Origin of the sequence: Rhizobium sp. RHZ02 (assembly GCF_014851575.1) — a bacterium.
In the GTDB taxonomy this organism is placed as follows: domain Bacteria; phylum Pseudomonadota; class Alphaproteobacteria; order Rhizobiales; family Rhizobiaceae; genus Rhizobium; species Rhizobium altiplani.
Genome location: NZ_JACUZX010000001.1, coordinates 95,863 through 122,440, shown reverse-complemented (window position 1 = coordinate 122,440; position 26,578 = coordinate 95,863). Strand labels below are relative to the sequence as shown.

The following is a 26,578-nucleotide window of genomic DNA, read 5'->3' as shown; positions in this document are numbered from 1 at the left end:
CTCCTCCTCAAGAGGCGGTCATTTCCATCATGACCCCGCTAGTGGGCACTTTGTTGTTTTGCCCGCGCGACGATCTGCGTCGGGTTGACGAACTGCAGCGCGAGGACCAGCCAGAACAGTGTCGTGACCATGTAGACCACCGCCATCGCATCGATGGACTGGGCTGCCCGGACGCCTGACGCGAAGACGGCGTAGTAGAGGGAGACGACGAGTGTTTGGGTCGTGGGGCCGGCAATCAGGAAGGTGAGTTCGAACATCGCGATGGTTCGAACCAGAACCAAAAGTAAGGCGGCCAGCATTCCCGGCAGGAGCAGCGGTAGCAAGATCCGCAGGAAGAGGCTCGTCGTTCCTGCACCGAACACGCGGGCTGCCGCTTCGATACGCGGGTCTATCTGCTCGATGAAGGGGATCATCACCAGGACCACAAAGGGCAGCGAAGGCACGATGTTGATCAGCACGACACCCCAGAATGTGCCGCCGAGGCCGAGCCGATAGAGGACGGTTGCAAGCGGAATACCGTAGGTCAGCGGCGGGATCAGCAACGGCAACAGGAATAGCAGGACGACAAGGCCCTTTCCGGGAAAGTTGCGCCTCGCGAGCGCATAGGCGGTCGTGACGCCCAGAATTCCAGAAATGATGACGACGGTGAAAACGATCTCGAAGGTGACGAGAACGACACTGGAAAGCTGAAATTCCTTCCAGGCACTGAAGTACCAGCGTGTCGTCCAGCCGGCCGGTAGCCATGTGCCAAGCCAGCGCGTCGCAAACGAATTGACAATGACGGCTGCGATGACGGCAAGCAGGTTTAGCACAAAAAGGATGGCAAGCGCCCAAATGGCGAAACGCCAGATCTTCGAGGTGAGGCCCTGATCTCGGATCATGATTAGCCTTTCGTGCCGCCGGCGGGGCCGCGGTAGAAGAGTGAGCGTATGGCGAGAACCGTCAGCACGACAGCGAGCTCCACGGCACCCATGATGAGCGCGATCGCCGAACCGAGCGAATGATCATATTGCTCGAAGGCGGCCTGATAGGCGGCAATGGAGATGACACGCGTCGGCCCTGCCGGCGCACCCAGAAGCACGGCGGAGGGAAAGACAGCGAAGGCCTGGACGAAGGCAAGGCAAAAGGTGACGGCTAGGCCCGGAACCAGAAGCGGCAGGAAGACGCGGAAGAAGCGCTGCCGTGGCCCTGCGCCCAATGTTGCGGCTGCCTGTTCAATCGCGGGATCGATACCGGTGACGTAGGACAGCGTGAGCAGGAAGGCAAACGGAAAGCCGGTGATCAGTAGCGAGGCAAAGACGCCCCAGTAATTGTTCGTCAGCTTCACGGGGCTGTCGAGGATGCCGAGCAGCAGGAGCGTATGATTGAACCAGCCACGCGGTCCGAGAAAGGTCAGCAGTCCGTCGGCCACGAAGACCGTGCCAAGGGTGATTGGCAAGACGAGAATGGTCGTCAGCAGGCGCTGTCGGCGCATCAGACGCACGCGCAGGGCAACCGGCACCGCGAATGCGAGGTTGATTATGGTTACCGGCAGGGCCAGCCACATGGTCGCAGCGATCGTTTGGTACTGGAACGGATCGCTGAAGAATTTTGTGTAGTTGGCATACCAGGCGCCCTCTTTCGGCATGAGTGAATCGGCCAGGCCATAGAGGAAGGGGTAGACGAACAGCGCGATCATGAAGATCAGGCCTGGCAGAAGCAGCAGCGTCGTGCCGTCAAGCCCACGAGCGGCAAGTCGAGTTTGCAGCGAGGGCTGGTTCATCCCGCCGCCCCCGAAAAGACCAGGGCCCGACCGGCAACCGGCTGCAGCCTCGTCGATGCGCCGCGGCCCAGCGGCTCGTCCGCCCGGAAATAGAGTTCCGAACCGTCGCCTGCCCGCGCCATGCCGAAAAATGCGCGTCCGCGATACTCCATGCTGCTGACGGTGGCGGCGATCCCCTCGCCGCTGGACGCGACAAGATCCTCCGGACGGACGGACAGGATGGCTGCGTCACCTGCCTTGAGGGGCGAACGCATCGTGCCGACGAGGCGAGCGCCGGCGACCTCGATCTCAGCCTCATCGCCGGACACGCGCGTAATACGGCCGGGAACACGGGTTCTGAAGCCCATGAAGTCGGCGACATCAACGTTGACAGGCCGCTGGTAAAGATCCTGGGGCGAACCGATCTGCTCGATATGACCCTGGCTCATGACCACGATGCGGTCGGCAAGCGACAGCGCCTCGTCCTGGTCATGCGTGACATAGATGGTGGTGGACCCGATCTGGTCGTGGATACCGCGAATTTCGGCGCGCATTTCAAGCCGGAGCTTCGCATCAAGATTGGATAGCGGCTCGTCCATCAGGACGATTGGCGGGCGAATGACAATGGCGCGCGCGATTGCGACACGCTGCTGCTGCCCGCCAGAGAGCTGGCCCGGCAATTTGTCGGCTTGGCTTTCGAGGCGAACCAGAGCCAAGGCATCGCGGACGCGCTGGTCGGCCTCGGGACCCTTTATGCCCTGCATGGCAAGCCCGAAGCCGACGTTCTTTCGGACAGTCATGTGTGGAAACAGGGCGTAGCTCTGGAAAACCATCCCAAAGCCGCGGCGCTCCGGTTCGAGCTGGTCGATGCGCGTGCCACCAAGGCGGATTTCGCCACCCGTCAGTGCAAGCAAGCCGGCAATGCAGTTCAGCGCGGTCGACTTGCCGCAGCCGGATGGACCAAGCAGCGCCACGAACTCGCCGGGCTCGATCGCAAGATCGATGCCATTCAAGGCGTTGAACGCCCCGAAGGCGCGACGCATTCCGTCGAGTTCCAGGCGCGCGTTCTTGCGCGTCGATGCTGCGGCATTCGATACCGAGGTCAAACCAATCTCCATCTGCAGAATGAGGTGGCCGGCCAGGGACGAAATCCCGGCCGGCTGATGCTGTTCGATCAGCCCTTCTTGGCGCCGATCTTCTCGTCCCAGATGCGGAAGGCTTCGACCAACTGCTTCGGCTCCAGCGGAACCTCCAGGGGATTGTTGGCGATCCAGTCGGCATATTCCGGTCGACCGAATTCCTTGAGGGTGTCCTGGCTTTCCTGCGGCGCCATGTCAATTGTGACGTCCTTGACGGCCGGACCCGGATAGAAGTAGCCGGCGTCGTAGGCGATTGCCTGCTGCTTGGGCTGCAGGACGTAGTTGAGGACGTCGATCAGCACGCCGATCTTCTCGTCGGACACGCCCTTCGGGATCACCGCGTAGTGGGCGTCGGTGACCCAGTGGAAGCCATCGAGCTTCTGCACCTTCGCTTCAGCCGGAACGATGCCGAGCGCGCGCGGATTAATGTCCCACCCGGTCGTCGAGACGACGATGTCGCGGGTTCCCTCGCCAAGCTCCTTCATCACCTGGCCAGTGCCGGTCGGATAGTATTCGATGTGTTCGCCGAGTGCTGCGAGATAGTCCCACGTCTTTGACCAGCCCTTGGCGGGATCACGCGGGTCGCTGTCGCCGAGCAGATAGGGCAAGCCCATGAGGAAGGTGCGGCCGGGGCCGGAATTGGCCGGGCGAGCGTAGATGAAGCGGTTCTTGTTGGCCTTTGCCCAGTCAAGCAGCTCCTGCGCCGACTTTGGCGGCGTGGGCACCTTGTCAGGCATGTATTCGATGAGGGGACCGGACGGGTAATAGGTGACGACGACGCCCTGATCCTTGGCAAGGGCCTGCATCTTGAAGGCCTGCGGCTGCAGGATTTGCTCGAGATTGGGAAGCTCGGACTTGTGCGCCCCGAGATCGATCCAAAGTCCCTGGTCGAGTCCGGCCGAAAGTGCATCCGTGCCTGTCAGGACGAGATCGATATCGACCTTGCCGGCTGCCTGCTGCGCCTTGATCTTGCCAGGGAGTTCCGGCGCCGGTGCCTTTGTGAAGGCGAAGCTCGAGACCCATTCCGGCTTCTCCGCGGCATAGGCCTCGAACATGCCCTGCGTGAGCGCGAGGTTGCCGGCGACATCCGCGATCGTGATGGTGACCGGACTTGCCGGTTTCTTGGCCTGTGCAAAGACCTTCAACGGCAGCATGCTCGCGACGGCGGCGCCTGCGGCGGTGCCGACAAATGTTCTGCGGGTGACTTTCATATTGTTTCTCCTCCTCTTGTTGCCGGGCACCGCAAAACGTGGTGCTGCGCGTCCCCGAACCGATCGTTGCAGGGATCGGCACCTTCTCTTAGATGTCTGAAACATCTGAAATGATTGCCGAAAACACCATTCCTCCCGGTGCAGCTTGGCAGTCGCGATAAATTGATATACTAGTATTCACGAACGAGTCAATGTCAGGGCCGCACGTAATGCAGGCAACAGTTGTTTCCACTCCCGCGACCCTGCCTTCCGGGGCTGAGAGGCCGGCGAAGCTTCGTCGCGTGACGACCGCAGATGCCATCTACGACAGGCTGTACGCCGACATTCTTGCTCTGCGTATGCGACCTGGAATGCAACTGCAGGAAAAGCGCATTGCCGAAGAGTTCAACGTCAGCCGCACACCCGTGCGTGAGGCGCTGCTTCGACTGTCGGAAGGCGGGCTTGTCGATATCTATCCGCAATCGGGCACCGTCGTGTCGCGCGTGCCCGTCGCGGCCATCCCGGAGGCAGTCGTCGTTCGCAAGTCGCTTGAGGGTACCACGGTGGAACGTGCGGCCGAGATCGCTACAGCTGCCGATATCAGTCGCCTGGATGGCATCATCTCACGACAGAGATCACTGGCCGCACTCGGCGACCCCTCGGCGTTTCACGAAGAGGATGAGGCGTTCCACGAGGCGATTGCCAGCATCGCTGGATATCCTGGGATCTGGACGATCCTCAAGACGGTCAAGGTGCAGATCGACAGGGCGCGTCGGCTGACGCTGCCGGTTCTTGGCCGGATGGACAATGTCGTGCACGAACACGAACTCATTCGCGATGCTATTGCGGCCCATGATCTTCAAGCAGCGCGCGCGGCAATGATGCATCACCTCAGCGCCGTCATACCCGATGTCGCCGAGCTTCGAACGCAGTATCCAGATTACTTCTGCTGAGCCGATCAGCGGACAACGACAAGACGATCCCAAGGAGGAAGTGCATGCGCCAGGGTTGGAGATGGTTTGGGCCTGAGGCTCCGGTGACACTTGATGAGGTGCGCCAGACCGGAGCGACGAATATTGTTTCGTCCCTGCATCAGGTTCCGATCGGGCGCGCGTGGACTGAGGCTGAAGTGCGTGAGCGGCAGGCGATGATCGAAACCACGCCGGCTGGGCGCTCGAGCCTGACATGGTCCGTCGTCGAGAGCATCCCCATTCCCGATGCGGTCAAGCGCAATGGCGGGCGGGCAAAGGCGGAAATCGAGGCCTGGATTGCCAGCCTGGAAGCTGTTGCCGCCTGCGGTATTGCAATTGTTTGCTACAACTTCATGCCCGTCGTCGACTGGACGCGCACCGAACTCGACCATGTGATCGATACCGGTGCCACCGCCATGCGCTTCGATCACGAGAAGTTTGCTGCCTTCGATCTGTTTGTACTACAGCGCGCAGGTGCCAAGGAACAGTACAGCGCCGAGGATGCGGCGCGGGCGCGCGAAGTGTTCGACACGATGAGCGAAAGCGAAATTGCGGAGATCACCCGGATCATCACATCTGCCCTGCCCGGCTCTACGACCGAGCCATTGACGATCCCGCAGTTCCGCGAAAAGCTCGCCGCCTATGCCGGGATCGATGCCTCCAGGCTGCGCCAGCACCTCATTGAATTCCTTCAAGCAGTGACACCGGCTGCCGAAGCGCGTGGCGTGAAGCTGACGCTGCACCCCGACGATCCGCCGCGCTCGCTGTTTGGCCTGCCGCGTATTGCATCTACCGCGGATGACTATGCCGCACTCTTCGATGCCGTGCCCTCTGAGGCAAATGGCATGTGCTATTGCACCGGCAGCCTCGGCGTTCGTGCAGACAACGACCTGGCCGCAATTGCCCGGCGCTTTGCCGCCCGGATCCATTTCGCGCATCTGCGGGCAACCAGGCGCGAGGGCGACGGCCGTACCTTCCATGAGAGCGCCCATCTGGAGGGTGACGTTGATATGGTCGCCGTCCTGAAGGAGCTTGTTGCGGAGGACCGGCGGCGTCAGGCAGACGAAACGATCGTTTTCCGTTCCGACCATGGTCATCGCATGCTCGACGATCTCAACAAGAACGTGACGCCAGGCTACCCGGCAATCGGGCGTCTGCGCGGTCTGGCCGAGCTCCGCGGCATTCTCCATGCGCTGGGGGCGGCGCCGTCGTGACGGTGGCCGCATCGCATTGAGGATCTTTTAAGCGCTTGTTGCGGGGGTGAAACGGCGGATCGTCCGGCACGCCGCATCTCCCGCATCGGGAACAAACTTGGGCACGGCTCATTTCTCTTCTTGCAGAGAGGAGAAACGACATGACGTACGACCCCAATGATCCCAACCGCAATCCCGACACAGATCATGATCTGCGCACGCCACCGGTGCGTCGCAGCTCGAGTGCCTGGATCGGATGGGTTGCGGCGATCGCTGTGATCCTCGTTGCGGCGTTTGCTATCACGGAATGGTTCGACCGGCCGGGTACCGACATGAACCCGACGGCTTCGACGACTGAAACTCAGCCGGTGAAGCCGCCGGTAGCGCCCGCCGCGCCGTCAAGTGAGCCGGCAACACCAGCCCCGGCCAATCCTTCGACCGGCGGCACGACACCGCAATAACCATGACCGGAATCGGGAGCCTTACCGTTCCTCGTAGGCTTCCCTTTTCTGATCGCACTCTGGTCGGTTTCAGCCGGCCGCGGCTCTCCTGGCCACGTCTTGGGTCGCGACCGAGAGGGCGTGTTGTCCGGCTCCCCGGAGCCAGGTCCACGCACCATCAGTGTGTCGCTGCGCGCTTTCTGGAGGCGGCGAGGATGTAGTCGTCAGCAATATCGGCGATTGCCATTGCGATTTCCGTCGACGAAAAGCCGTCGAGTTTGTCGCCCTGGATGATCAGATAGACGGCTTGCTCGATCTTCTCCCTGCAGGCGGAAAGCCTGTCGGCGTGACTGATTACTATAGGACGTAGTTCCATTGCCCTCTCCGGTCGTTCTTGATCTGTGTTGAATGCTGACATTGGTTAAGCGGTGCACCTGTTGACAACCGAGACGCTGTCGCAGACGCCCACCCATCGCTCAGTTCAGCGAAATGGCTTTGCCACCAATCATCTCCGCTGGAGCGATCGGCGATCGAAGCTTCAACTTAACCGTGCCTCGACCATAGTCGCAAAAGTTCAAAGCGGCTCGTGAAATCGACGTGACACGACCATAAATTGTATCGCCAAAAATATGTACCGCCCACGGTCAGTGTTGTGCTGCATCAATACTGTTGCTTGACCGCTTTGACCTTGATCTCATTTGCGCGACAGGGATAAATTCGCAACGGCGGGGGAAAAATTTGGGCGATCAGCAATTAGCTTCTTGAAATAATTTACTCTTGGTTGTATTTTTTCAGAGTTCAAAGATATTGCCAGTCTGACACGAGGAAACGGTGAGCGCCATGAAGGCCAAGACTCCAAACGCCATTGATGCCTATGTGGGCGAGCGTGTCAGGTTGAGGCGGAAGCTACTTGGCATGAGTCAGGTTAGCCTTTCAGAATCGCTTGGGATTACGTTTCAACAGCTCCAGAAATACGAAAAAGGTGTCAATCGCATAGGTGCGAGCCGGCTGCAGCGGATTGCGGAGGTCCTTGGCGTGCCTATTGGCTTCTTTTTCAATGAAGAGGGGGCGCATACGGCAGGTCTGCAGTTGAGCGCTGAGACCGATGAAGTTGCGCATTTCATCGCCTCGAAGGAGGGGTTGGCGCTAACGCGCGCCTTTATCGCGATCGAAGATCCGAACATTCGTCGAAAGCTGTTGGCGCTTGCAAGGAGCCTTGGCTCCTCGCAATCGGGCACGGATTCGCATGAGGGCTGGGAACGCGCGGACGAAACACGAGGATAGGCGGTGCTGCACCTCCAGACATTTGGCGAACTGCGGCTGACAGATGAAGCGGGCAATGCAGTCGGCTATCCCGCCAAGGCACTGTTGACGATGGCGTATCTCTTCACGTGCAAGGGTCATGCGCTCACACGCCAAGAGGTGGCTTCGTTTCTGTGGTCGGATGCCGAAGCCGATCAGGCCGGTCTCAATCTGCGAAAGCTGATTTCCCGTATTCGACAAATCGATGACAGCGTTGCCGCGCCACTTCGGATCACCTCGGCCTCCGTCGAACTGCGGGCGGAACTCCTGACCGTTGATATTGGAATACTCGATGAGGCAAAATCGCCGATGGACCGGCTGAAAGCAAGTAGCGATCTGCTTCAGCGTGAATTCGTCGGCAATGTTCGCTCAGCCAGCAAAGCGGTCGACCACTGGATCGCGCGGGAGCAGCGGAGCCACAGGGCCAAGTTGCGCCAGACGCTCCTCGATGCGGGCTCGGCTGCTCAGTGTGCCGACGATTATCGCGCCGTGTCGGGCGCTGCTTTACAGCTCCTGGAACACGACCCGTCCGACGAGCAGATCCGGGCGATCCTCCGCGGGCTGCCGGGAGTAGCCGACCCGGACCTACTGCCTCGGGGCGAACGCCAAGCGAGAAGCTATTTCGTGTCAGCGGAGGCGCAGAATGCGACCACTCGTGAGGTGGAACCTCGAGCCGCTTCGAGCCTGCCGCGGCTGGTTCTGCTTCCACCAACGTCCCAGGGTAACGTCGTCGGTCTGTCGCTTGCCGCCGCGCTGATCGAAGATGTCACGATCGAGCTATGCGGCCTCCGAAACATTTCCATCGTTGCGCCTCACACTGCGGAGCAAATCCGTCGTGACTCTGACAAGGCGGCCATGATTGCCCGCCACTCGATCTCCTATCTTCTCGATACAAGATTTTCGGGCGAAGGCCTCTATGCGCAACTGGTCTATTTCCCGACGGACGAAATCATCTGGGCCGTGAGATTTCCCATGACCGCGGCAACGCTGCCAACCCAGCGACGGCTCATGGCCCAGCACTTGTCATTATCCGTCGTGGATGAGCTTGCCAGGAATGAGGAAGCCCGGCTTAGCCTGGAGGCGAACCCGCAGGCATATCACTCCTACCTTGTCGGCGCGAGCCTGATGGGCAAGCTGACCTTGCCGCACATTCGCAGGGCGAGAGCGGCCTTCAAGGAGGCGCTGAAATATAATAAGGATTTTTCACCAGCGTTTACCGGCCTGGCGCGGACTTACACCAGCGAGTGGCTGGTGACGGCGCAGGGTAACGAGGAGCTCTTGGGCCTTGCTGAACAGAGTGCGTTGAAGGCCATCGAGCGGGACGAAGCTTTCGCCGGCGGCTACCGCGAACTCGGCGTGACAAAGCTTTATCTCGGCGACGTCGATCAGAGCGTGGCGGCGCTCCGCCACGCGGAAGAATTGAGCCCTCATTTCGCCGACGTGATCTATAGCCACGCCGACACACTTGTTCATGCCTCGCGTCCCAAGGAGGCATTGGCCAAGATCGAGAAGGCGATCTCGCTGAATCCAATTTCGCCTGACAGCTATCTTTGGTGTGCCGCAGGCGCGAGCTACTTCCTCGAGCGGTACAACGACGCCATTGCCTATGTGGAAGCCATGAAGGACAAGGAGCCGGCTTACCGCATTGCTGCTGCGAGTTGTGCAATGATTGGCGATCGCAGGCGGGCCCAGTTTTATCGGCAGCGTGCGCAAGCGCTGAACCCGGTCTTCGACCTGGAAAAATGGCTTTCTGTCATTCCGTTCAAGGAGCAATGGCAGAAGGATCTCTACAGAGAAGGGCTTTTGAAAGCTGGATTTTGACACCAACGAAAGGAAACGTCATGTCAAGGGCAGTAGTATTCGGCATTGCAGGGGATGCGAAACTTTGGATTGCCGACCTCGATGCGGGGACCGTCAAGCCACTCGATGGGGCAACCGGTGATCTGGCGAAGGTCGCGGATCTGCGCAAGTCAGGTGCCTCCGTCGTCAAGAAGGTGGATTTCGCAATTGCGGTTTCTTCGGCGAAAGCGGCGTTCTCCGGTCACGTCGAGCCGAACCCCTGACGAGCATCAAGCTGGCCGCCTATTCCGACCGCACGGTTCCACCCTCTGAGACGCTGGCCCGAACCGCGCCACTACTCGCGAACTTTGGTATAACACGCGTGGCGCGCCACACCGGCTTGGACAACATCGGCATCCCGGTGTGGTGCGCTTATGTCCCCAATGGGCGGTCGATCGCGATCGCCCAAGGCAAGGGTCTGACCGACGACGATGCCAAGGCTTCGGCCGTTATGGAAGCGCTTGAGCGCGTCGTTGCCAACAGGCCGGCCATTGCGACGCTTTGCGCCTCGGCGAACGATCTGCAGGAGGAGGGATTCTCTTTTGACACGCTTGCTTGCCTGATCGGTCGGCATGAGGACGACATTCGGCTCGATGAACAGATTGACTGGGCGCTTGGCAAGGATCTCCTGACCGATCGGGACGTGTATGTTCCCTTTGAGGCGGCACTTCTGGACCGCACCCGCCGCAATCGCTTCTGGATGTCTTCCGATGGTCTTGCCTCCGGCAATACGATGGAAGAGGCCACCCTGCACGGACTCCTTGAGCGTGTCGAACGCGACGCATTTTGCCTCTGGCAGGTTGGCGCCGTTGAGGATCGGCTTTCGCGCTGCATTGATCCGGCAAGCTTCGAAGATCCATGGCTCGATGACCTCGTTCGAAAGATTGAGGCGGCCGGTCTTGTCGTTCGCCTGTTCGATATGACCAGCGATATAGCTGTGCCCTGCTTCACGACCGTCCTCGGGCCCGCGGAGCGACGGGGCGACAATATTCGCTTTGTCGAGGTGACGGGAGGAAGCGGTGCGCATCCCTCCCCTGTCCGCGCGGCCATTCGGGCAATAACAGAAGCCGTTCAGTCGAGGATAACATTCATCAGCGGCGCCCGCGACGACCTGTCGCCGGACGAGTTTCAAAGGCCTGTGCCTGCGGAGACCTTGTATGCCCTCGATGCCATCCCAGTCGCCTGGATCGCTGCTGCGCGCTACGATGACAAACCGCACCTCGACAGGATCCTCGATGCCTTGCGGGAGCGACAGATCGCGCCAGTGATAGCGCTACCACTCAGCGACCCCGCCTTGCCCTTCCATGTCGTCAAAGTCTTCGTTCCAAGCCTCGAAAACCCCGAGGGCGCGCGGGCGCGTCGCTTTGGCGCCCGCGCGATCGCAAAGGCGCTGTTTTCATGAAAGTCATCTTTGTTGGGCCAAGTCTCCCGGACGCAGCGACGCTGGCAGGAGATGGGGTCACCGTATATCCGCCCGCCGTTCAAGGTGACGTGTTGGCCGCAGTGCGGAGAGGCGCGCGAGTCATCGGCATCGTCGATGGCGGTTTCGAATACACCGCGCCTGTCTGGCACAAAGAGATCCTTTTTGCACTGTCACGGCAGGTCCGTGTGTTCGGTGGTGCAAGCATGGGGGCGCTTCGCGCGGCGGAATGTAAAGTCTTCGGAATGGTTGGCGTTGGCCGGATCTACGGCGAATATGCCTCGGGAGCGACGGTGGACGACGCCGATGTAGCGCTGCTGCATGGACCCATGGAACTTGCATATCGGGCGTTGACCGTGCCGCTGGTGAATGTCAGGTCGACACTCGATAAGCTGGAGGGCCGGCAGATGCTGACGCATGAACTTCGCGTAGCGCTCGAAGTCGCTGCTGTCGATTTGTTCTTTAAAAAGCGGACCTGGAGGGCGATTGTGGCAAATGCGGACGTTTCCGCCGATCGGCAGGAACTCCTGTCGTTGCTGCGATCGAACGAGGTCGATCAGAAACGGGCGGACGCTCTCGCTCTGCTGGATGCTGTCCGAGTGGCGGACAATGACTGCTCGACCCCGGCTGAGTTGGCGTGGCAATTCAACGAGACCTTTGTCCGCTCGGAAGAGCGATAATTTGGAAACTGTCTGCTGTAATGCAACAATAAAGTGTGTCACGGGGTTTTCACGGGCCATTTGCGCGCACACTGAATATTCTCCGATGGTTCGAGGGAGAATAGATATGAGTGCAGCATCGGCAAACGGATCGGTGGTACTAGACGGCAGTGAGCGATCTTCTGAGGACTTGGATGAGCTCGTCGCACTGGCGCGTATGATCGCCTATGCGAAATATGCCGCTGGAGATGCCGATCTGGTGGGGGCTATGGACTACCTTGGCATGGCGCTGAATGAGGTTCTGCGTGAAATTGGGGACGGTCCGCATGAGGGCCTGGCGGACGTGATGGCGTCCAAAGCGGCGACATGCCTGAATTGACATGAATTGAGGGGACGGTGGGGATGGGGCCGGCGCGTTGCGTCGGCCCTATTTCAATTTCTTGGAATAGACGCAGAGCTTTTCGGAGTGTTCATAGTCGTTGCTCTTGTAGTACTCCGCAACGCCGCCCGTGCTGCGCGAGACGAGCCAAACGTGGACATAGCCCATTGCGCGCGCGTCCTCCTCCAATGTGTGCAGGAGGCGGGAGCCGATCCCGGAGCGCTGGTAGCGTGGTCTTATCGCTATTTCCGCGACGTGGATCCCCCGTCCCATGACAGAGGTGTGCGGCAGGCCGAAGGCGAAGCCGACGGGTCGTTCGGCATCGAACGCGGCCACCGCCAGGCACATCGGCGTCGTTGTCAGTTCGTCTATGCGTGAGATTGCGTTCTGAAGGCACCACTCCTCGTGCCAGGGCGGCCTCGCGTAGGCTTCGACGATGATGTCAGCATTGAGGAGTGCTTCATCCCGGGTCACGCGTCTATAAATTATCGGCATTCATACACTGTCGCCATCACCGCGCACGACACGCTTGATGGCGCCTTCCTGTTCACTCCACCCCAGAGCGTTAAAGCATAGGCCAAACGACCCGTGTTGTGACTTCATCGTGACACGCGTTTTGCGCGAACCCCAGGGCGACCTGCAAGCCAATGCTTTGTGCCGGGTCCTGCCCGGCAAAGAAAGGGCGCTTCGTGAAAGACTGAGCGCCTTTTTCCTTTTGACATTTGCTGTTGCTCGCCCGAAACAGCGTATGTTGTGGCGCGAGGAGAAACCGCAGATGAACGATAATGTCATTCAATTCCGTCGACGAAAGCCGCCCCGGCCACCCCGGCCAGGCCTTCGCAAGCTCGCGATCGCCGCAGCAATTCTTGCGCTGTTCGTTGCGGCGTGGGGGTATTTCACCCTGTTCAGCCCGCCGGTCTGACATCGCGTCGCGCTGGTGCGGGTTGGCGTTTGACGCTGGCAGCACAAGAACATGGCCTGATGTGCAGGCCGCATCGTTCGGCAAAACTCTCTCATCCAGGCATTTGATCTGAGGCAAGGCGCGCTACTCTTTTAAATGGAGTGGTGCGCAAAACTCGTGCAGGCCGCATAGTTTCGCCCGAAGTGCCTTGTCATGAGAACCGCACAGATCGCGGAAGCGAGAGATTCCAATGAAATTGCCCGTAATTGACAATATCGATCGAAAGATTCTCCGATTGCTCCAGAGCGAGGGTGATCTCAGCCACGCCGCGCTGGCCGAGCGGGTCGGGGCATCGAGCGCGTCGTGCTGGCGCCGCATCAGGGCGCTGGAGGCGGCGGGCATGCTGGGGCGGACTGTCAGGCTCGTGAGCCCCGAAGCCGTTGGCCGTGGGCTGACCGTGTTCTGCCAGGTGCGAATGAAGACGCATGATCCGGCTGCAAGAGATGATTTCGAGCGCTTCGCAGAGAGCCATGAGGAAGTGCTTGAATGCTATTCGATGTCTGGTGATTGGGACTATCTGTTGCGCGTAGCCGTCGCCGATGTCCAGGACTACGAGCGTCTCCTCATGCAGGGTATTCTGACGCACCACGCAGTGGCGACATCGTCGTCGCATTTCGCCTTGAAGCGGGTGAAGTACTCCACTTCGGTTCCAGTCTGAGCCGGTCGCTTTTCTCTGGTTACTCCGGCGAGGCCTGTTGTTCCCCTCAGCAATGTTCGGACCTTGGTCCTAGGAGGGCCGGACTAACGTCCGGTGGTGGTCAAGGAAAGGTCTGATGTCAACGATTGCGAATTGACGGTCGGGTCGACCCGTGGGCAAAATTGGTAAGGGTTGAGCGGCTAGCATTTGCAATGCCGCGCGGTTTATCTGGGCCCCAGCCCAAGATGGCTGACAGCGCCGGCTGGCTGGATCGCGACCAGGAAAACCATGGAATGCAAGGGAATGGTGATGCTCTCACGACGTAGCTTTGTTGTGGCTCTATGCTCGATGTCAATCGGCCTGTCGCTCGCGGCAATGCCGTTCAAGGTCGCGGTTTCGGGCGGCTCGTTCAAGCTCAGCCTCCAGACTGCCGAGGCCGCCAAAGGCGGCAACGGCAATGGAAACAGCGGCGGCAATGGCGGTAACGGCAATGGAAACGGCGGAGGCAATGGCGGCGGTGGCGGCAACGGTGGCGGAAATGGAAACGGGGGCGGAAATGGCGGTGGCAATGGCAATGGGAATGGCGGGGGAAACGGCAACGGCGGGGGGAATGGTAACGGGAACAGCGGCGGTAGGTCCAATGGCAGCGCCACGACCGGAACAGGCTCGTCGGTTGATGTTGATACGGACAACTCGTCAATAGAGGTTCGCCACCGCGACGGCATGAGCGAATTCATCCGGAACGGCCGTTACATCATGAAGGACGCCCGTGGACGCACGATCGTCAATCGGCGGGCAACCTCAGCAGATGAGGCGCGCCTTGAATCCTTCATTCACTGATTGCCCCGCCCGTCGGTGGCATCGCGCAGCGCTATAGCCGCTTCCGTTCGGTTGGCGACCCCGAGCTTGGCCATGATCTGCGTCATGTGATGTTTGACGGTCTTTTCGTGCAGATCGAGCTGCCTTGCCACGTGCTTGTTGCTCAAGCCGGAAGCGACCAGCTGCAGGACCTGCAGCTCACGGGCGGTCAACGCCTCCAGGGCCGATGGTGTTTTCGGTGCGGGTGAAGAGCGACTGGAAAGTAGCCGCGCAGACAGCGCCGGCGCGACATAGCTTTCACCAGCTGCCACGCTGCGGATAATCTCTGCAAGCGCCCTTGAACCGACCCCCTTCAACACATAGCCCTTTGCGCCGCTATTCAATGCCGCCGTGACATCATCGCTGGATTCGGAAACCGTAAGCATGACAATCTTTTGTGATGGTACGGTTGTCAGAATGGGAAGGATCGCGTTCAACCCACCGCCAGGCATGGAAATGTCCATGAGCAGGACATCGGGCTGGAGGGTTTCGGCGACCCTGATTGCATCGTCCTTCGTGCTTCCTTCCGCGACAATCTGAAATCCATCTATCTCGGACAGGCTCCGGGATACCCCTTCCCTGAACAATGGATGGTCATCTATGACGGCGACGCGAATTCCTGCTGTCATGACTGGGCAATCTCCTCGCTGCTGAGCGACATGCTGACTATGGTACCTTGTGCGGATGTTCGGAGCTGGAAGGTGCCGCCCAGGCTTTCAATCCGCTCTCGCAGTCCTGCAAGGCCAAGGCTGGCAGGGCCGACATCGTCGGGATCAAAGCCGGGGCCGCCGTCGGAAACCTCGATGCTGATGCGGTCACCTTCCATGCGTTGCACGACCCGTTGTTCTTTGCCGCCGCCGTGACGGTAACCGTTGTTCAACCCTTCCTGCACAAAGCGATATACGCAGATCTTGGCGGAGGGCGAAAGATTTTCGGGCGTCTCCGCTACCGATAGTTCAACGCTTGAGCCGGTTCGCTGCTCATGCGCGCGCACACTGCGCTCCAGTATCTCCGTTAGGGTTGCGGCTTCGATCTGCGGCAACACCAGCCCATTGCAGATGGTCCTGATCTCATGCATTGCCTCGTCCAGGCTTTCCTTGATGGCTGCAATTTCACCCTCGCGCCTGGATGCCGGTGTTGAGGGATCGACCAGCGCATTGCTGTCCAGGCGCAATGAGGCAAATGCAACAAGCTGCGCTGGTCCGTCATGGAGATCTGCACCAATGCGCCGCAGGTGGCTTTCGTTGAGGGCTGTGGCGCGTTGGGACGCACGCTGGACGCGCCTGCGCAAGGCCTGGTTCTGGGATAGCAACGCTGAAAGGTCATCCACGCGCCGCCTTAGAGCATGCCGCTGATCATCGATGGTTCGGCTGCCTCTCAACGCGATCGCCGACAACACGATAAAGAATGCAAGCGTGAAGGCGGCGACGGCCATCCAGCTGTGCAATCGCGCCTCATTGAGGCTGCGCTCGAAATCATTGGCTATTTCATAGAATTCGGACACGGCGACAACCTGTCCGGACCATGGCTGCAGAACGGGGTTGTAGATTTCGAGCAGGGGTTTGCCGCTCGCCCGCTCGACCTCGTCTTCCGCATCTTCCAGACGATTGAACTGGGCGACCATCTGGCCGGAAAAGGCCGCCTTGAGGTCGTCGCTCAACGCGAAGCGCTTTCCTTGCATGGTTTTGTCGTTTGAATAGAGAACCGTGCCGTCCGCGCGCCAAAGCCGGAAGGAGATCAGGCGGTTTCCAAGCGCCCCCTGCTCCAGCGTCTCGTCTAGCGCGCGGGAAACACTATCGTCGAGCTCTTGGGCCGTCAGCATGTCAGGCAGGAGGGGGGCAATCACACTGTCGACGTAGAGGGCGGTGGATGCCGCCGAGTTGCGGGTCACCGCGTCTTCGATCAGACTGCTCACGAATGCGCCGACCAACACCATCGCCACCAGCGACACGGCGCCTCCGGTGAACAGGAACTGCCTGGCCAATGATTGCGAATTCCATCGTTTTATGAGTTCACGGGGCCGCACGAGATGTCTCGGGATCGGCCGCCAAAATTGCGTGGCGGCACTTCAGTTGTTTCGATCGTAACCTAGCTTCATCCAGCGGCGGGTCAAACGATATCGCCTCGCAGCCCCCAGGTTTCCGACCTTTGGTCTCCTTTTGGCTAGGACCTAGGTCCTATCCGGTTAAGCAAAGGTCTGACCGCCATGGAGCCTGCGCGGGACGCAGGCTATCGTCGTTGTGATCTGGAACGCGGCATGTCCGCGTCCGGCCGGAAGGCTGGCGTCTTGCCTGCCGCGAGCAGCTTGCCTTTCCGGACATAGGAACAAAAGACGGCAAAACGGTTTTAGACCGGGAGGTTGATATGAGCATTTCAAGTATTCTTGGACGCAGCGTTATAGCGCTCACAATTGCGGTTGTACCCGCCGGTGGCGCTTTCCTGGGATTAGAGGGCATCGCCTACGCAAAGGGTGGTAACGGCAACGGAGGCGGCAACGGAGGCGGCAACGGCAACGGAGGCGGCAACGGGGGCGGCAACGGCAACGGGGGCGGCAACAGGGGCAACGGCGGCGGGGGGAGCCACGCGGGCGGCAATTCCGAACACGGGAAGAAATCCGATACCGTTGGCTCACACGGCTCGCATGCAAAGAGTAAGGACGACACCCGGAGAGATCACCCGACGTTGAAGTCGTTCTTCACACACGAGAAGAAGGCGGCAACGACGACCAGGACCAGAACCGCCACAACGACAAGAACGAAGGCCGCCAAATCCGAGTTTGCCGGGCTGAACTCGCTGAACAGGAATTACCACGCCTACTTGCATTCGAACGATCCGCGAATGGCGGCGGTTTCGGCCTATGTGATGGCCTATGCAGAATTCGAGGCCGAGAATGGGCCGGATGCCATCCCTACGGACCCTGCTCTTAGCGACGAAGCCCTTCGCGAAGCACTCTCGAGCTTTACCAAGGGCGGCGAAGTGAGTGACGGGGCTCTCGAGCGAGCAAAGGACATCTTGGGCGTAGGGCCCGCCGTTGGCAAGATTGATCAGGTTCGTGACACTCTTCCAGTGGAGGAGCCTGCGCCGGAGCCCGTCGAAAGCGCGCCTGTGGAGGATGAGGCGCCGCCACCGCCGGTGACGGTCATCGTCGAGCAGCCCTGACGCTTTCAAAACTTGGCCACCGCACGGACACAACGCGCCGTGCGGTGGCCCAAAAATGCAGGTTGCACCAGCCACGGGCTCGGCAACCACTACTTAGATCGAGCCAGGGATGGCTCGGACGGGGCAGCGCCGCCGCTCTTCGCCGCCTGTTCCAAGGCGCATCGGTGCCTTCTGAACCTTCACCTTCTTGATCCGGGATTGCTTCTGTCGCGCTAAAGGCGTGTCTCTCAAGGCAGTTCCTTTCGCCGTTTGTGAACAGCTACAGGCGGAATCGGTCCTTTTCACCTTCTCATGTAACTCGACGGCGGCCGGCCGCGGCACGGCTGGGTCAACCTCGTCCTCATATGTGCAGCCTCCGTCAGCCGACCACATAAGGGAGCCAGTGACGGGTTTGCCGAATCTCGCGAATCGAGCTAGTTCTGTAACTACGCAAAAAGAGCGAATTATCGCTATAGAGCGAAACAATTATTGAATTAACTGTTCATCAACCGTATCGGCGCTTAGGCTATTGGAACGAACTGAGGAAAGAATCGTGAATCGCCACTTAAGCAGCCTCGACTTCATGCAGAGCTTTTCCACCAAATTGGAGCTCGCCCTGCAAAATCTTTCGATGGCACAGTATCCACCGGATGCGCGCCGCGAGATGCGGAAATTTTCCTCGTCGGAAGTCGCAGCGCTCCTGGATGTCTCGGAAGCCTATATCAGGCAGATCGTTCTGAAGGACAAGGGTCCCTCGCCCGAGACGACGTCAAACGGCCGCCGCATGTACACGCTCGAGCAGATCCTCGAGCTGCGACTGATGCTGGCCGGAAAGGGTCGCAAGAAGTGGATGAACCCGCGCCGTGTCGAGGGCGAGGAATGCCAGATCATTGCGGTCACCAATTTCAAGGGCGGCTCCAGCAAGACATCCACGACCATTCATCTTGGTCACTACCTGGCGCTCAAGGGCTACCGGGTATTGGCGGTCGATCTCGACCCGCAGGCGTCGCTTACAAGCCTGCACGGCGCGCTTCCGGATTTCGATCCGCGCGAGGACGAAACGCTCTATGCGGCCATTCGCTTCTCGGATCCCAAGCCGACGAAATCGCTGGTCCACACCACGCATATTGCCGGCTTCGACGTGATCTGCGCCGGGCTCGACCTGACAGAGTTTGAAACGGCTGTTGCTCTCGAGATGCGCAAGAATGGCGGCACGAGCTTCCTTCTGCGGGTATCTCAGGCCCTCGAGCAGGTTGCGGATGACTATGACGTAATCCTGATGGATTCCGCGCCTTCCCTGAACTTCCTTACTCTGTCGTCGCTGACCGCTGCCACCGGCGTCATCATACCGGTCCCGGCACACATGCTGGACGTCGATTCGACGGGGAAATTCCTCGAGCTTGCCTCGTCCTACATGCAGATATTGAGCGAGATGGGGAGTTCGGCCCAGTGGGATTTCGCGAAGTTCCTCGTGACGAAATTCGAAGCCAACGATCACCCGCAGGCCAACATGACCGCGTTGATGCGACAGGTCTTTGGCGAAGACCTGCTGTTGAACATGGTGACGAAGTCAACGGCTGTTGCTGATGCATTGACGTGGAAGCAGAGCCTCTATGAGGTGCAGCGTTCGCGCTTCTCGGCACCGAAAACCTATGACCGCGCAATGGAATCGATCAACGCGGCCAATGCCGAGATCGAGAAGTTGCTTTGGGCAGCATGGGGGCGCGAATGAGCCGCAAGGATTCGCGTGGCATGTTTGCCAATGTGCTCGGTCAGCTTGAGCAACCGAGCGCAGCGCCGGCCGCAAAGCCGACAACATCTCCACACCTTCTCAAGGTCGCCGCAGGCGTCAGGCAGATACAGGAAAAGGGCGAGGTTCTCGACAGGCTCCTCAAGGACGGCGACCATATTGTCGAGGTCGACCCCGATGACGTTGCTCCCTCCTCGATTCCCGACCGCTTCGATGGCGCTTATGACGATGCGGCCATTGATGAGATTGCGACGTCCATCAAGGAGCGTGGGCAGATTGTCCCTGGCTTGATCAGGCCGCACAAAGGTGATGGGCTGCCATACCAGATCGTGTTCGGAAGACGGCGTTTGGCTGCCGTCAAGATGCTTGGACTGAAGTTCCGCGCTATTGTCCGCGAACTCAGCGACGAAGAGGCAATCGTCTTCCAGGGTGAAGAAAACGCCAATAGGAATGACCTTTCCTTTATCGAGAAGTGTGCATTCGCACTGTCACAGGAGCAGGCGGGATATCGGCGCGACGTAATCTGCGCGTCGCTGGCGACCGGAAAGTCGCACGTGTCGGAGATGCTGCGGATTGCAACGGCTATCCCCCGGGATGTTCTGCTCGCGATCGGCTCGTCGCCCGAGATCGGCCGTCGTAGATGGATCGAGTTTGCGGATGCCTTCGCCAAGCGCCAGGACGGAGTGGCGCGCGTCAAGCAATCGCTTAGCGAGGACAAGCTCGTCGCCGGGAAAGATCGCTTCGCTGTCGCATTAGGTGCGCTGAAGGCTGAGCAAGCGCCGGCTGCCGCGCGGCCTTCCGTCACCGAGATACGTGCAAATGGCTTTCTTCTGGCGACCGTAAGCTACGCGAAGACCGGCCCGAAGATGAGCTTCACCAAGGCTGTTCCGGATAGTTTCGTAGACTTTTTGAACGATCGTATGGAGGCGCTTCACAGCGAATTCGTGCAGTCAACACAACGCAAAAGCAAAGGATAACGCCGCAAAAGAAAAAAGCTCCCGAACGTTGCCGTAACGGAAGCCCTTCTCATAGGTTAGCAGCTAGAGAATCGCATTTCCGGGAATCCCTGTCAAGTGTGGGCACCAATCTGGTGAGTGGATTTCTTTTGCCTTCAACAAGGTGAAGGTGATGGAAACAGGAAGTGTGACGACGCCCTTTGGGCAGCGTCCGATGACGCTTGGCATGCTCGCGAGCCAGAAGGCAGCAAGCGAGCTTCAGGCTGATCAATCGGTCGACAAGTGGAAAATCTACAGGTCACTGTGTGCAGCCAAGCCCTTGCTTGGAGTGACAGATCGCGCGCTTGCCGTCCTCAATGCACTGCTCAGCTTTTATCCGAAGAACGTCCTGTCGGAGGAAAACGGCCTGGTGGTCTTTCCGTCAAACGAACAGCTTTCGCTGCGCGCACACGGCATGGCGGAGCAGACGATCCGCCGCCACCTGGCGGTCCTGGTCGAAGCGGGGTTGATCATCCGCAAGGATAGCCCAAATGGGAAACGCTATGCCCGCAGGGCGAAAGAGGGTGAGGTCTCAGAGGCATTCGGCTTTTCATTGGCGCCGCTGATCGTGCGTGCCGAGGAGATCGAACGCCTCGCATCGGAAGTGACGGCCGAGCGGCTACATATGCAGCGACTGCGTGAGCAACTCAGCCTTTGCCGCCGCGATGTGGCCAAGCTCATTGAGACCGCGATGGAGGAACAGCTGGCAGGAGATTGGGAAACCGCGTTCGCCTATTTCAGGGAGCTGGTAGGTTCCATACCACGCACGGCGACGGCCGAGCAGCTTTCCGCTGCACTCGAAACGATGGAAACGCTGAGAGACGACATCACTAGCAGACTGGAAACATTACTAAAAGCAAAGAAAACGAGCGGCAATCACGATCAAAATGAGCGTCACATACATAATTCAAACCCCGACTCTACTTTTGATCTTGAACCAGCTTTCGAAACGAAGCAGGGGGCAAACTCGGAATTCATGATTGAGCCGAAAACCGTGGCGTCGACGCGGAAACAGAAAAGTGACGCTGGACGCATAGCCAGGGTTCAGAGCCAGGCGGCCAACGATCGCCCGGACCTTAAATCCTTCCCCCTCGGGCTGGTCCTCCAGGCTTGCCCCGACATGGTGAGCTACGGCCCGGGTGGTTCGATTGCAAATTGGCGAGACTTGATGGCGGCTGCGGTCGTTGTGCGGGGAATGCTCGGTGTAAGCGAGTCGGCCTACGAGGAGGCTGCTGCCACGATGGGACCGGAGAACGCCGCCACGGTCATGGCGTGCATCCTCGAACGTGGCGGGCATATCAACTCCGCGGGTGGTTATCTGCGAGACCTGACCCGTCGCGCCGAACGAGGTGAATTCTCGATCGGTCCGATGTTGATGTCGCTGGTGCGAGCACGCGGCGGCGGAACACGGCGGGCGGGATAGCACGTTCATGCAAGCCTGACATTGTTTCGCGGGACGTGCTGTTTCGGAAAGCGAAGCGGTTCGCGGGGACAGAAATCCGTTCGAGGCAGCGGATTGGGCCGGTCGGAAACAGCGGCGTGGGAGCGGGGAAAAGGTGGGGGTAAGAAATTTTGGGTAAGCACGTGCCTTTGCTGAAGGGGCATTACTTGGCTCCGCAATTAAAGATGATCATCTCGGTCGGGCTTGTTGGCATCGACGGCGTGTCGAAGCGTTGCGAAATTGCCAAGGTCGACCGGTCTCTCGATGGGGCCCGTCTCAACGATTTTGGCCTCTCCCTCGAAGAAGCCAAGGAGATACAGCGGCGCCTACAACAGGAACTGACGCAGTTTCAGGCGGATCAAGCCGGCCAGCGAGATCGGAAGTGCCAAGACTGTAACCGCCGTCGGTCAGTCCATGATAGTAGGTACCCTACGATCCATTCGCTCTTTGGCTCTTGCCAAGTGCGTGTGCCGCGGTGGTGCCGCTGTGCATGGGAAGCGTCGAGACCCTGTTGAATGGCCGAGCTACCCCCGAGTTGGAGCGCATCCAAGCCGAACTGGGGTCCCGGTTGTCATTTCGAGAAGCAGCCCGTGCACTTGATATCTTTGTGCCGGCCACGCGGCCTCATAATCATCGAACCGTGAGCAACCGGCCGGCTAAGGTTGCCGATCAGATCGAAAAGTGGGATGTCGCAGGCCCCTATCGTATCAGTCGCGCCGGCAAGTCTCCCGTTTCCGTTTTCATAAAAGAGCACGTGACAACAGTCGCAACGCGTCATAACGCCAGCGCTCGCGTGAGGTCGTCGTGTTCGAAGGCGCTGGCCATGCGGTTGATCTCGGCCGACCGGGCACCAACGGCCATGGCTGTCTCGCGCCATGTTGAAGTCACGGTCGCGACGTCTTTGATGACTACACGTGCCTGCGCCAGCGTGAGCGCGAAATATTCGGAAGCCTGTTCGAGAAGATCAAGGGAGCAGGTGCCCTCGTCGAGGTCAATGTTCGTAGTCAGCACCCGCGCTTTAAGATCCGTAGGCACCGGATTGAGATCATAGGCGGGCGAGAGCGACCATCCGGCCTTGCCAAGCCAGAGGAAGCCGTGGTTACGCAGATGATCGTCGACATTGGAAATCAGCACATTGAAGACGACCCGCCGATAGAGCGCGTGAGTGTCCCTCTTTCCCTGGGAGCCATGCCGGGCCAGGGCGTCGACAATTTCGGGGTAACTGCTACGGTCGCCGTCCTTGGCGCCCATCATCGCCATTGCGGACAGGAATGGGATGCGGATCACGCCATCGCGATCGAAGCGTCGCGATAGCATCACTGACTTGCCGGCCACTTTGACAAGTTCGTGTCGTGGAGTGGCAATGCGGGCTTGGCCGGCCAGCCGCAGCGCAATCTCCTCCCAGGTTTCCATGCTGTACTCGTCCGTCTCCTTCGGAAACTTGGCGATGGAGAGATGGCCGTGTTGGTCGACGACCGACGCCTTCGGCCGCGCACCTCCGAGGGAGGAGCCGGGCGCGAAGATGAGTTGAAGGTCTTCGTCCGTTTCCTCGTCCCGCAGAATCCGCTCGGTGATCTGAAGTAGGCGGCCAAGCTCTATTAGGGCCGGCACGCCGGCTCTGACAGGCGCCTGGAAGATATCCTCGCCGACCCAGCGAAACCGCAGCGCGCCGAGCCGCGTCTCATCTGCGACCCCGAGCAGGTAGTCGCTTTCCGCGAGCGTGCGCACGGCGCGGCCCTCGCGATCGGCAAAGCGACGCTCGGCGCGCTGCATGAGGCGGCGGCCCCACGTATCTGGCGCGGAGTCGCCGATCGAGCCGAAGGTTGCTAGTCCGGCAGGAGGAGCGAAGGCGCCGCGCGTCAATGCAAGTGCTGGCTCCAGCGAGAAGCGGTGCGGATCCTCAAGCCATGTATCTTCGTACTCGAAAAGAATAGTTTCCGCGCCGCGGACGCGATTGCTCCTCGCCAATCCGATCGGGCGCGTGCGACCATGCAGATCGATGTGCACCTCGAAGTCAGCCATCGTGGGGCGATCGGGTTGGCCGCCTAAGATGAACGTGCTTGGGCAGATCGGCACTGGCCAATGCCTGTCCGACACTGTCGTTGCTGATGTCGGCGATTTGCCCCAGACCTTCGAGCAGACCGAGGGCCTGAAGGACGCCAGCATAGATGCCGATGCTGACATTGGTGTCGCCGGCTTCGACCCTTTGCAGGGTTGAGCGGGATGTGAAAGCACGCTGCGCCACGACCGCCATAGGCAGTTTGCGACGGCGGCGGGCGTCGTGGATATCCGCGCCGAGCTTCCGCAGGGCGCGGCGCACGGCCGCTGGAGGGTTATGGGGAGTAGGCATTTGAAACCTTCGCGCTACAGATTAGCGGGATATGTAGCACGAAGATTACAATATTTCTAGGTGATTGGAATCTGTTGTGGCGTTTCCCGGCAGTGGAAACTACCTAGGTGAGGTTGGTGGACGTCTCACCCTAATTTACAAACTGCCTGCAAGTTGATCGCCGACCACATAAACCGCTGCATTATCCGACACCTCGCGTAGCCCCTTGTAGGACGCGTGTCTCAGCTTGCCGTCATGCGTCCTGGCGCGATACTCGATCTCGGCAATTAGCGTCGGCTGGACCCATAGGAGGTTCTTTCGACGCCCGTCCTATTTCACCGGCGGCGTCTTGCGCTTTATGCGATCGAGCGCCTTACGGCGTGATCAAATTGGCATGGTTCGCGATCGTCCTTCATCCGCAGACTGCCGCGCATCGAATGTGCGAAGACCTGGGCGGCGTCGACGGCAAGTGCCCTTGAGAGGAAAAGGGCGACATGCGGTGCAAATCGCGAGGTTCTGCTTGAGGCGAGCAGAGGAACGCGTCCCTGTCAGGCGAGATTGGGAGGAGATACGGGCACTCGTCTGGATCCGGAAAAAAATTGAGCAACCGCTTCATGGGCGAGGCAGTTGCCACCCGGCCCTGCCCGTGGTCTCGGGCATGCGTTGGGGCGAAAGTGGCAAGTTCCTTTGTCCTCTGGATGACCGAGCCGTGTCGTCATCGGTTCCGCGCTCCCCGTTTCGGCCCATGGCACTGCATGAGGCGGGCCTCGGCGGGGTCCGAGCTTTGCAGCGCGACTGCGACCGAACGGCACAGGCGGATAAACATATATTGCCAATATATCTTATGATGGTTACGTCACCTTTGTCGACGGAACAAATTTTGGAGACCATGATGACGCAAACATTGACCGAGGCCACGAAGGCAATTGTCCGCGCAACAGCGCCTGCCCTCGCAAGTCACGGGACCGAAATCACGGCGGCCATGTATAAGCGGCTGTTTGAGAATGCCGAGGTCCGCAACCTGTTCAACCAGTCGAACCAGGGAGAAGGCGGGCGCCAGACGAAGGCGTTGGCGCAGGCGATCCTCGCTTACGCCCAGAACATTGACAATCTCGCCGTACTCACCTCAGCTGTTGAACGGATCGCCCAAAAACACGTCGGCCTGCACATCCGGCCCGAGCATTATCCCCATGTCGCGACGGCCCTCCTGAATGCGATCAAGGATGTCCTCGGCGAGGCGGCGACGGATGAAATCCTCAACGGATGGGGCGAGGCCTTCTGGTTTCTGGCCAATATTCTGATCGAACGTGAAGGACAGATTTATAATAGTCTTCAAGCGTCCGAAGGCGGCTGGAATGGATGGAGGCAGTTTGCCGTCGTGTCGAAGCGCCGGGAGAGCGACATCATCACATCGTTCGTGCTGCGACCGGTTGATGGCGGGGCGGTGATCAGTCATCGGCCTGGTCAGTATCTGACATTTCGGTTCGATATTCCGGGTCTTCCTCCGCAGCATCGAAACTACAGCATTTCTTCTGCGCCCAATGCCGAGAGCTACCGCATCTCGGTCAAGCGAGAGACGCATGGGCTGGTATCAAGGTTCCTTCATGATCAGGTTGAGGAAGGCGCGGTCATCGAGGTTGCCCCTCCTACGGGAGATTTCCATTTGCCGACTGGGCAGGAAAGGCCCGTCGTGTTGCTGAGCGGCGGTGTCGGTCTGACGCCGATGGTGAGCATGCTGGAGACCATTGCAAACGATGGACGCGAGGTTCCCGTGCATTACGTCCATGGTGCCGAGAACGGTCGTGTCCATGCGATGGGATCGCATGTCCGCGATATTGCCAAGGACCGGGAGCATCTCAAGACGACAATTTTCTACGGAAGCCCGCATGCGCAGGATCAGAGGGGCGTTCACTTCGACCACGATGGCCTCATCACGGTTGAATGGCTGGCAAGGAACACGCCGATCGCAGAGGCCGACTTCTATCTCTGCGGCCCGCGGCCCTTTCTCGCCGTCTTTGTGAACGGGCTCGCAAAGGCCGGTGTCCCGCAGGATCGTATTCACTACGAGTTCTTCGGTCCGGCCGACGAATTCGCTGCTGCATAGGTTTTCGGAAATGCAAGGCGACCGGCGACGGCCGCCTTGCTATTTGATATACGTTGCCGATATCTTTTATGCGATTGCGCCGATTTTTCCGG

General features: G+C 59.6%; 27 protein-coding genes and 2 pseudogenes. 17 read left to right on the top strand and 12 right to left on the bottom strand.

Annotation, left to right across the window (positions count from 1 at the left end):
* Positions 1–38: 38 nt before the first annotated feature.
* From IB244_RS00550 to IB244_RS00535, 4 genes are read right to left on the bottom strand one after another with little or no spacing between them, the layout of a single operon-like run.
* Entirely contained in the window at positions 39–881 is an 843-nt protein-coding gene (locus IB244_RS00550) for an ABC transporter permease (protein WP_192302763.1), read from the bottom strand.
* A 2-nt stretch (positions 882–883) separates the two neighbouring features.
* Positions 884–1,762: an ABC transporter permease gene (locus IB244_RS00545; RefSeq protein ID WP_169679934.1), complete on the bottom strand. Its 879-nt coding sequence runs from the start codon at positions 1,760–1,762 to the stop codon at positions 884–886.
* Positions 1,759–2,859: an ABC transporter ATP-binding protein gene (locus IB244_RS00540; RefSeq protein WP_169679936.1), complete on the bottom strand. Its 1,101-nt coding sequence runs from the start codon at positions 2,857–2,859 to the stop codon at positions 1,759–1,761. Before IB244_RS00540 ends, IB244_RS00545 begins: the two co-directional genes overlap by 4 nt.
* Positions 2,860–2,915: 56 nt before the next feature.
* The gene (locus tag IB244_RS00535) at positions 2,916–4,091 is read right to left on the bottom strand and encodes an extracellular solute-binding protein (protein WP_018855524.1); all 1,176 of its coding nucleotides are present in this window, start codon (positions 4,089–4,091) and stop codon (positions 2,916–2,918) included.
* Between the two features lie 209 nt (positions 4,092–4,300).
* Here IB244_RS00535 and IB244_RS00530 point away from each other — a divergent pair, with 209 nt between their 5' ends.
* From IB244_RS00530 to IB244_RS00520, 3 genes are all read left to right on the top strand, one after another.
* On the top strand, positions 4,301–5,023 hold the full coding sequence (locus tag IB244_RS00530; protein WP_169679937.1) for a GntR family transcriptional regulator: 723 nt from the start codon (positions 4,301–4,303) through the stop codon (positions 5,021–5,023).
* A 44-nt stretch (positions 5,024–5,067) separates the two neighbouring features.
* A complete protein-coding gene (gene uxuA, locus IB244_RS00525) occupies positions 5,068–6,255 on the top strand; it encodes a mannonate dehydratase (RefSeq protein WP_192240120.1) in 1,188 nt (395 codons plus the stop codon).
* Between the two features lie 140 nt (positions 6,256–6,395).
* Positions 6,396–6,695, top strand: a complete 300-nt coding sequence (locus IB244_RS00520; protein ID WP_192302761.1) for a hypothetical protein — start codon at positions 6,396–6,398, stop codon at positions 6,693–6,695.
* Positions 6,696–6,852: 157 nt separating this feature from the next.
* Here the strand turns inward: IB244_RS00520 and IB244_RS00515 are convergent, their stop codons facing one another.
* On the bottom strand, positions 6,853–7,050 hold the full coding sequence (locus IB244_RS00515; protein ID WP_018855520.1) for a hypothetical protein: 198 nt from the start codon (positions 7,048–7,050) through the stop codon (positions 6,853–6,855).
* A gap of 464 nt (positions 7,051–7,514) precedes the next feature.
* On the opposite strand from IB244_RS00515, the gene IB244_RS00510 reads away from it, so the two are divergent.
* The 6 genes from IB244_RS00510 (at position 7,515) to IB244_RS00485 (ending at position 12,273) form a co-directional block, all read left to right on the top strand.
* Positions 7,515–7,958 (top strand): helix-turn-helix domain-containing protein, encoded by a 444-nt coding sequence (locus IB244_RS00510; protein ID WP_192302759.1) that lies wholly within the window; start codon positions 7,515–7,517, stop codon positions 7,956–7,958.
* Positions 7,959–7,961: 3 nt separating this feature from the next.
* Positions 7,962–9,797, top strand: coding sequence for a peptide antibiotic resistance protein (locus tag IB244_RS00505; RefSeq protein WP_192302757.1), 1,836 nt, complete (start codon positions 7,962–7,964; stop codon positions 9,795–9,797).
* Positions 9,798–9,817: 20 nt separating this feature from the next.
* Positions 9,818–10,039, top strand: coding sequence for a hypothetical protein (locus tag IB244_RS00500; RefSeq protein ID WP_112666691.1), 222 nt, complete (start codon positions 9,818–9,820; stop codon positions 10,037–10,039).
* Positions 10,040–10,050: 11 nt separating this feature from the next.
* Positions 10,051–11,217, top strand: coding sequence for a YcaO-like family protein (locus IB244_RS00495; RefSeq protein ID WP_192303113.1), 1,167 nt, complete (start codon positions 10,051–10,053; stop codon positions 11,215–11,217).
* Positions 11,214–11,915 carry a TfuA-like protein gene (locus tag IB244_RS00490; protein WP_192302755.1) on the top strand — a complete coding sequence of 234 codons (702 nt, stop codon included), beginning with the start codon at positions 11,214–11,216 and terminating at the stop codon, positions 11,913–11,915. Before IB244_RS00495 ends, IB244_RS00490 begins: the two co-directional genes overlap by 4 nt.
* 106 nt (positions 11,916–12,021) lie before the next feature.
* Positions 12,022–12,273, top strand: coding sequence for a hypothetical protein (locus tag IB244_RS00485; RefSeq protein WP_169679947.1), 252 nt, complete (start codon positions 12,022–12,024; stop codon positions 12,271–12,273).
* 48 nt (positions 12,274–12,321) lie between these two features.
* On the opposite strand, the gene IB244_RS00480 is transcribed toward IB244_RS00485, so the two are convergent.
* Entirely contained in the window at positions 12,322–12,768 is a 447-nt protein-coding gene (locus IB244_RS00480) for a GNAT family N-acetyltransferase (RefSeq protein WP_192302753.1), read from the bottom strand.
* 70 nt (positions 12,769–12,838) lie between these two features.
* The gene (locus IB244_RS00475) at positions 12,839–13,312 is read right to left on the bottom strand and encodes a hypothetical protein (RefSeq protein WP_192302751.1); all 474 of its coding nucleotides are present in this window, start codon (positions 13,310–13,312) and stop codon (positions 12,839–12,841) included.
* 112 nt (positions 13,313–13,424) lie between these two features.
* On the opposite strand from IB244_RS00475, the gene IB244_RS00470 reads away from it, so the two are divergent.
* Together IB244_RS00470 and IB244_RS00465 are read left to right on the top strand one after the other, a co-directional pair.
* Positions 13,425–13,892: an Lrp/AsnC family transcriptional regulator gene (locus IB244_RS00470; protein ID WP_018855511.1), complete on the top strand. Its 468-nt coding sequence runs from the start codon at positions 13,425–13,427 to the stop codon at positions 13,890–13,892.
* Positions 13,893–14,180: 288 nt separating this feature from the next.
* A complete protein-coding gene (locus IB244_RS00465) occupies positions 14,181–14,711 on the top strand; it encodes a hypothetical protein (RefSeq protein WP_192302749.1) in 531 nt (176 codons plus the stop codon).
* Here IB244_RS00465 and IB244_RS00460 read toward each other — a convergent pair.
* Positions 14,705–15,358 (bottom strand): LuxR C-terminal-related transcriptional regulator, encoded by a 654-nt coding sequence (locus IB244_RS00460; protein ID WP_025658390.1) that lies wholly within the window; start codon positions 15,356–15,358, stop codon positions 14,705–14,707. The genes IB244_RS00465 and IB244_RS00460 overlap by 7 nt on opposite strands.
* Positions 15,355–16,680 carry a sensor histidine kinase gene (locus tag IB244_RS00455; RefSeq protein WP_409564044.1) on the bottom strand — a complete coding sequence of 442 codons (1,326 nt, stop codon included), beginning with the start codon at positions 16,678–16,680 and terminating at the stop codon, positions 15,355–15,357. Before IB244_RS00455 ends, IB244_RS00460 begins: the two co-directional genes overlap by 4 nt.
* Before the next feature lie 413 nt (positions 16,681–17,093).
* On the opposite strand from IB244_RS00455, the gene IB244_RS00450 reads away from it, so the two are divergent.
* From IB244_RS00450 to IB244_RS00430, 5 genes and pseudogenes are all read left to right on the top strand, one after another.
* Positions 17,094–17,888, top strand: a complete 795-nt coding sequence (locus IB244_RS00450) for a hypothetical protein (RefSeq protein ID WP_192302745.1) — start codon at positions 17,094–17,096, stop codon at positions 17,886–17,888.
* Between the two features lie 532 nt (positions 17,889–18,420).
* Positions 18,421–19,599, top strand: coding sequence for a plasmid partitioning protein RepA (gene repA / locus IB244_RS00445; protein ID WP_025658386.1), 1,179 nt, complete (start codon positions 18,421–18,423; stop codon positions 19,597–19,599).
* The gene (gene repB / locus IB244_RS00440) at positions 19,596–20,594 is read left to right on the top strand and encodes a plasmid partitioning protein RepB (RefSeq protein WP_192302743.1); all 999 of its coding nucleotides are present in this window, start codon (positions 19,596–19,598) and stop codon (positions 20,592–20,594) included. The genes repA and repB overlap by 4 nt, the downstream gene beginning before the upstream one ends.
* Before the next feature lie 151 nt (positions 20,595–20,745).
* Positions 20,746–22,035 carry a plasmid replication protein RepC gene (repC, locus tag IB244_RS00435; RefSeq protein ID WP_192302741.1) on the top strand — a complete coding sequence of 430 codons (1,290 nt, stop codon included), beginning with the start codon at positions 20,746–20,748 and terminating at the stop codon, positions 22,033–22,035.
* Between the two features lie 185 nt (positions 22,036–22,220).
* A pseudogene (locus IB244_RS00430) lies at positions 22,221–22,798 on the top strand (ISKra4 family transposase); the annotation flags it as partial.
* Between the two features lie 29 nt (positions 22,799–22,827).
* Here the strand turns inward: IB244_RS00430 and IB244_RS00425 are convergent.
* The 3 genes and pseudogenes from IB244_RS00425 to IB244_RS00415 form a co-directional block, all read right to left on the bottom strand.
* Positions 22,828–24,075: a type II toxin-antitoxin system HipA family toxin gene (locus tag IB244_RS00425; RefSeq protein WP_192302739.1), complete on the bottom strand. Its 1,248-nt coding sequence runs from the start codon at positions 24,073–24,075 to the stop codon at positions 22,828–22,830.
* On the bottom strand, positions 24,068–24,403 hold the full coding sequence (locus tag IB244_RS00420; RefSeq protein ID WP_026371549.1) for a helix-turn-helix domain-containing protein: 336 nt from the start codon (positions 24,401–24,403) through the stop codon (positions 24,068–24,070). The genes IB244_RS00425 and IB244_RS00420 overlap by 8 nt, the downstream gene beginning before the upstream one ends.
* Before the next feature lie 135 nt (positions 24,404–24,538).
* Positions 24,539–24,760, bottom strand: a pseudogene (locus IB244_RS00415) (ATP-dependent DNA ligase); the annotation flags it as partial.
* A gap of 514 nt (positions 24,761–25,274) precedes the next feature.
* Here IB244_RS00415 and hmpA point away from each other — a divergent pair.
* Entirely contained in the window at positions 25,275–26,486 is a 1,212-nt protein-coding gene (gene hmpA / locus IB244_RS00410; RefSeq protein ID WP_192302737.1) for an NO-inducible flavohemoprotein, read from the top strand.
* The last annotated feature ends 92 nt before the right edge of the window (positions 26,487–26,578 follow it).

Coding starts and splice junctions, on each gene's coding strand:
- repB (WP_192302743.1), top strand. CDS start 19,596: ATGAGCCGCAAGGATTCGCGTGGCATGTTTGCCAATGTGCTCGGTCAG.
- IB244_RS00510 (WP_192302759.1), top strand. CDS start 7,515: ATGAAGGCCAAGACTCCAAACGCCATTGATGCCTATGTGGGCGAGCGT.
- IB244_RS00500 (WP_112666691.1), top strand. CDS start 9,818: ATGTCAAGGGCAGTAGTATTCGGCATTGCAGGGGATGCGAAACTTTGG.
- IB244_RS00535 (WP_018855524.1), bottom strand. CDS start 4,091: ATGAAAGTCACCCGCAGAACATTTGTCGGCACCGCCGCAGGCGCCGCC.
- IB244_RS00540 (WP_169679936.1), bottom strand. CDS start 2,859: ATGGAGATTGGTTTGACCTCGGTATCGAATGCCGCAGCATCGACGCGC.
- IB244_RS00425 (WP_192302739.1), bottom strand. CDS start 24,075: ATGGCTGACTTCGAGGTGCACATCGATCTGCATGGTCGCACGCGCCCG.
- IB244_RS00420 (WP_026371549.1), bottom strand. CDS start 24,403: ATGCCTACTCCCCATAACCCTCCAGCGGCCGTGCGCCGCGCCCTGCGG.
- IB244_RS00465 (WP_192302749.1), top strand. CDS start 14,181: ATGCTCTCACGACGTAGCTTTGTTGTGGCTCTATGCTCGATGTCAATC.
- IB244_RS00550 (WP_192302763.1), bottom strand. CDS start 881: ATGATCCGAGATCAGGGCCTCACCTCGAAGATCTGGCGTTTCGCCATT.
- IB244_RS00520 (WP_192302761.1), top strand. CDS start 6,396: ATGACGTACGACCCCAATGATCCCAACCGCAATCCCGACACAGATCAT.
- IB244_RS00450 (WP_192302745.1), top strand. CDS start 17,094: ATGAGCATTTCAAGTATTCTTGGACGCAGCGTTATAGCGCTCACAATT.
- hmpA (WP_192302737.1), top strand. CDS start 25,275: ATGACGCAAACATTGACCGAGGCCACGAAGGCAATTGTCCGCGCAACA.
- IB244_RS00545 (WP_169679934.1), bottom strand. CDS start 1,762: ATGAACCAGCCCTCGCTGCAAACTCGACTTGCCGCTCGTGGGCTTGAC.
- IB244_RS00490 (WP_192302755.1), top strand. CDS start 11,214: ATGAAAGTCATCTTTGTTGGGCCAAGTCTCCCGGACGCAGCGACGCTG.
- IB244_RS00485 (WP_169679947.1), top strand. CDS start 12,022: ATGAGTGCAGCATCGGCAAACGGATCGGTGGTACTAGACGGCAGTGAG.
- IB244_RS00515 (WP_018855520.1), bottom strand. CDS start 7,050: ATGGAACTACGTCCTATAGTAATCAGTCACGCCGACAGGCTTTCCGCC.
- IB244_RS00470 (WP_018855511.1), top strand. CDS start 13,425: ATGAAATTGCCCGTAATTGACAATATCGATCGAAAGATTCTCCGATTG.
- IB244_RS00530 (WP_169679937.1), top strand. CDS start 4,301: ATGCAGGCAACAGTTGTTTCCACTCCCGCGACCCTGCCTTCCGGGGCT.
- repC (WP_192302741.1), top strand. CDS start 20,746: ATGGAAACAGGAAGTGTGACGACGCCCTTTGGGCAGCGTCCGATGACG.
- IB244_RS00460 (WP_025658390.1), bottom strand. CDS start 15,358: ATGACAGCAGGAATTCGCGTCGCCGTCATAGATGACCATCCATTGTTC.
- IB244_RS00480 (WP_192302753.1), bottom strand. CDS start 12,768: ATGCCGATAATTTATAGACGCGTGACCCGGGATGAAGCACTCCTCAAT.
- uxuA (WP_192240120.1), top strand. CDS start 5,068: ATGCGCCAGGGTTGGAGATGGTTTGGGCCTGAGGCTCCGGTGACACTT.